Consider the following 3687-nt stretch of genomic DNA (forward strand, 5'->3'; position numbering starts at 1 on the left):
TGGCTCCCCGGTAAAAATTCCCGAGGTTGCCACGGTTATCCCGCGTACCGCTACATCTCTATTTTACTGTCCAGTTTGCCGTGGAATCAGTGTCCAGTTTGCCGTGGAATCAGTGTCCAGTTTGCTCCGGAATTCGCAGAAACCCTATCTAAGAGCTACCGAAGCTATTGAGCTAGGAGTTATAGTTGGTGATACCCGAATTAGCTTCGAGATCGGAGTAATAAATCAAAAATTGCAGTCCAACGCAAATAAAAATAAATCTCGAGCAAGGACAGATTTCCGACTGGAGATAATTCACCATTATGAAATACCTGAAAGTCAGACAATCTGGCAAGATGAAGGTGATATAAATCTAGAAGATCAGATAAGAAATATTTCCGCAGGACTGCTGATTGCTGGGGAATTCTTATATCGTGCTCAGCAGCAGCGAAACTATAATTGGCTAGTCGCGAGAAAGGCCGAGCATGAAGAAGAGAAGCGAGTTGAACGTGAGAAACTAGAACGTGATCGACTGGAGCGTCAGCTTCATCTCGAACGTAAAAAGCGTCGGCAACTTATTTCAGATGTTTTGGGATGGAGGAGGGCAGATGAGATCCGAGAGTTTGTGGCAGAGGTTAATACTCGTGCAGACTCAAGCATTCAACCTGAAACATTAGAAAAACTCCAAAGGTGGTCAGTATGGGCATTAAATGAGGCTGATATGATGGACCCAATGAAGCGTTCTTTAGATGAAGTAGTTGGTTATTTGTAAGAAGAGCAAATTTATGTATTTCAAGGTATACCTTCGTAAAGGAAGCATATTATTTGGCCAAGGTGGAATCATCTATAAAGTCGATATTATCAATTGAGTCAATATCAAAGATAAGGTTCCCTTTGTAGAAGAGGAAATATTGTTTTGCTTCACCAAATCCATATTTACTAAGAAACTTCTTCCTACCTAGCTTTTCGCACTCGCTTATTGCATTGAGTACAGACTCTTTCTTTTCAACATGAGGGACCGGCTTGATTCAGTGCTCCCTAACCGTTACGACTTGCGCCAATTAATAATTTTGTATAAGAAATACATTTCACTATTATCTCTTTAATTTGATTGTACTTTATGAAAAGTAGCTACTTTTGCTTCTGTTTGTAGGGATGGTTCTCTGGCAAAAAAACCTGAGCGAGTATTTTATTTGCCATTTTCGTAGTCCAGATTTCTAAATTGATGCTAATTTCCCAGACGGTTTTTCCAAAAAGTAGGTGGAAAAGAACTAATATGGAAAAAGCCAATATTATGGCTTCCATAATGAGGTTGTATTTGTTCGTGCTGAATTTATTGATATCTATGCCAATTACAATTTCCGGCAAAGTCAGAAGCAATCCAATTACAGCTAGCGAAAATAATATGTAAATTGATCCCCAACGTATGGTCTTGCCAATTCCCTCTGCTAAGTTACTCAATTGAGAAGTTTGGCTCATTGCAAGTGTATGGAAATCTAAAACTGCTTTCTCAGTTGTTGCTACCGCTTTATCTAACTTGCCTTGCATTTTATCCGTAATGTTTTGATGCGCGCGCTCTAATATTATCGGGACTGTTCCTTCGGTAAATGCATCCGGAGTCGCTAATGTAGATTCTAGAAGGGCGTTTCTTGCTGCCATAGAAAATCGTAAGATATTGAAATCATCATCTGATATATCCCCTTTGGAATGTAATCTTTCAATTTCGTGTAGATATTTGTTCCATAGTTCTCTGTTTGGGCGCATTGCTGCGTGACTATCCGATATCAACATTTGGGTTGATAGGTTTTGTACATATTGTGGGTTTTTAACCCAAGCTAGAGTGGCCAGAGTGTGATCGTTGATGCAGAGTGGTACTGTATTTTTTGCATACTCTTCAATAAAAAATATTGTTGAGGCGCGTGCCAAATCATTATTTGACGTAACGAATATATGGTTGCAGTTTTCTATGTTATATCGAGGCTGCGCATTACGTAGTCTATGTATAGATGTGAGGCAATCAATGTCATGATGTTGCGCTTCGGTGCTTTGCCTTGGGAGATTCACATTAAGGATTTGGGTAAGCTTTTCTTCATTTAGTCCTAGTGAACTTGAGTGTTGTGGTTTTTCTTTAATATATATTCTAAGGCGTTTTAGTGTGATCTCAAGTGTTGAGATGATCGATTCAATATCACTTGATCGCCACCCCTGGCTAATTGCATATGACAATACCGAAAATGACTTGTAACTTTTACGTGATTTGTCTTGAAGGCTGTGTGCAACTGAATCCAGAATGCCTCTTATCTCATCGTGTGTCTGACTAAAACAAGCAATGTTCACATTCATGTGACGCATGATTTTCAAGAATTCATGGGACTGAGTCGTATATTCTTCGCCCTCGAGACCCAGCGCCCTAAGAATGATTCTCGTATCTAAATATATTGTTAAATCTTCAAACTTCTGTTGCACTTTGCCAATGTCTGGAAGGAATAGAAGTGTGGCAATCATTTGACCTTTTGTTATGGTCTCAACGAGTTTGAAACCATCTTCGTCCTTATCATTCAAAAAAAGTAGGAATGATGCTATTAAAAAATCATTCTTTTGAGACTTATTTGGGGTGATTTTTAGAGGTGCGCCATGAATTGCTGTTTCTAATATGGGTACATTGGTTTTTTGGATAAATTCCAAAAATATTGTTTCTGCTTCTGGGTCGGTTAGTGAAACATTGTGTTGCGATTTACAGTAGGAAATAAATTTGGTTGTTATGGTTTTCAGGATTCGTGTTGCTCGTTGCTTTTCCCGTGCAAAATCGTTGGGAATGCTTGTTAGGTTCCTTACGTAAATTCCATTGATATGTGAAACATAGTTTTTACGCGCAGCACGATTAAGAATTGTACGAAGTGCGCCTTGAGGAATAAGCAATCCAAATTCAGTTTCAGTGATTTTTTGCAGCTCAGGAATACTGACGGCATCATCTTTTGATAGCCTTAGTGCTTCTCCAATAAACGGCACGAAATTTTCTATGTAGTCAGCGCCTTTTTCATCCCAATTCACTTTAAGTAGTGCTAGGCAAACAAGAGAGTTCTCGATACTCATAAAATTCCTCATTGTATTTATTAAGGGACGCTAAAGCGCGCCCCTTAATTTTACGTTGAACGACCGCTTTGTTAGGGAAAACCGGAGCCTGGTAGTACTGAGATTGAATCGCCTCCAAGATTCTTTTTGGCAGCCTCCAAACTTCTCTTTTTGTATTCTTGGTAAGCAGGAATTGATATTGCAAACATAATCCCCATAAAACCCACTATAAACGACATTACAAATGCTACAAAAGCCCAATCCGTTTTGTGTTCTTTGTTAGAAAAATCTTCGTAAGTGGCAATGCTCCGGTCTGATTTGATCGTTACCTTTGAAGTGGTAATCGGCTCTCCTTTAAATGCAAAAGTAATAGTTACTACTTCATTACGTCGAATTCTATTGTACCCACCAATTTGATTAGCACTAGATGGAAGATCAAAATTTGGAGACGTTTTAATGTTCTCTTTTTTTATTTGGTCATCATTCACTTGAATGATTATAGTGGACCCCGATTTTCAGACAATAAATTAAGGTGGTAACCTGCTGCAATTGAGGAGCAGGTGATGAGTGAGTCGAAGCGCAAGAATTTTAGTGGTGAGTTCAAGGCCAGGGTCGCACTTGAAGCGATCCGTGGCA

Annotated in this window: 3 protein-coding genes; 1 reads left to right on the plus strand and 2 read right to left on the minus strand. The window is 39.2% G+C overall.

Annotated elements, in window-relative coordinates; translation table 11 throughout:
• On the plus strand, window positions 1-751 hold a 751-nt coding region (locus tag VMW01_16115; protein ID HUW07773.1), incomplete at its 5' end, for a hypothetical protein.
• 359 nt (window positions 752-1110) lie between these two features.
• On the opposite strand, the gene VMW01_16120 is transcribed toward VMW01_16115, so the two are convergent.
• Both VMW01_16120 and VMW01_16125 read right to left on the minus strand, forming a co-directional pair.
• Window positions 1111-3072, minus strand: coding sequence for a hypothetical protein (locus VMW01_16120; GenBank protein HUW07774.1), 1962 nt, complete (start codon window positions 3070-3072; stop codon window positions 1111-1113).
• Between the two features lie 71 nt (window positions 3073-3143).
• Window positions 3144-3539 (minus strand): hypothetical protein, encoded by a 396-nt coding sequence (locus VMW01_16125; protein ID HUW07775.1) that lies wholly within the window; start codon window positions 3537-3539, stop codon window positions 3144-3146.
• Between the last annotated feature and the right edge of the window lie 148 nt (window positions 3540-3687).

Origin of the sequence: Williamwhitmania sp. (genome assembly GCA_035529935.1) — a bacterium.
GTDB lineage: Bacteria > Bacteroidota > Bacteroidia > Bacteroidales > Williamwhitmaniaceae > Williamwhitmania.

Excerpts from the sequence above, each read along its gene's own strand:
- VMW01_16120 (HUW07774.1), bottom strand. The coding sequence starts at position 3,072 with ATGAGTATCGAGAACTCTCTTGTTTGCCTAGCACTACTTAAAGTGAAT.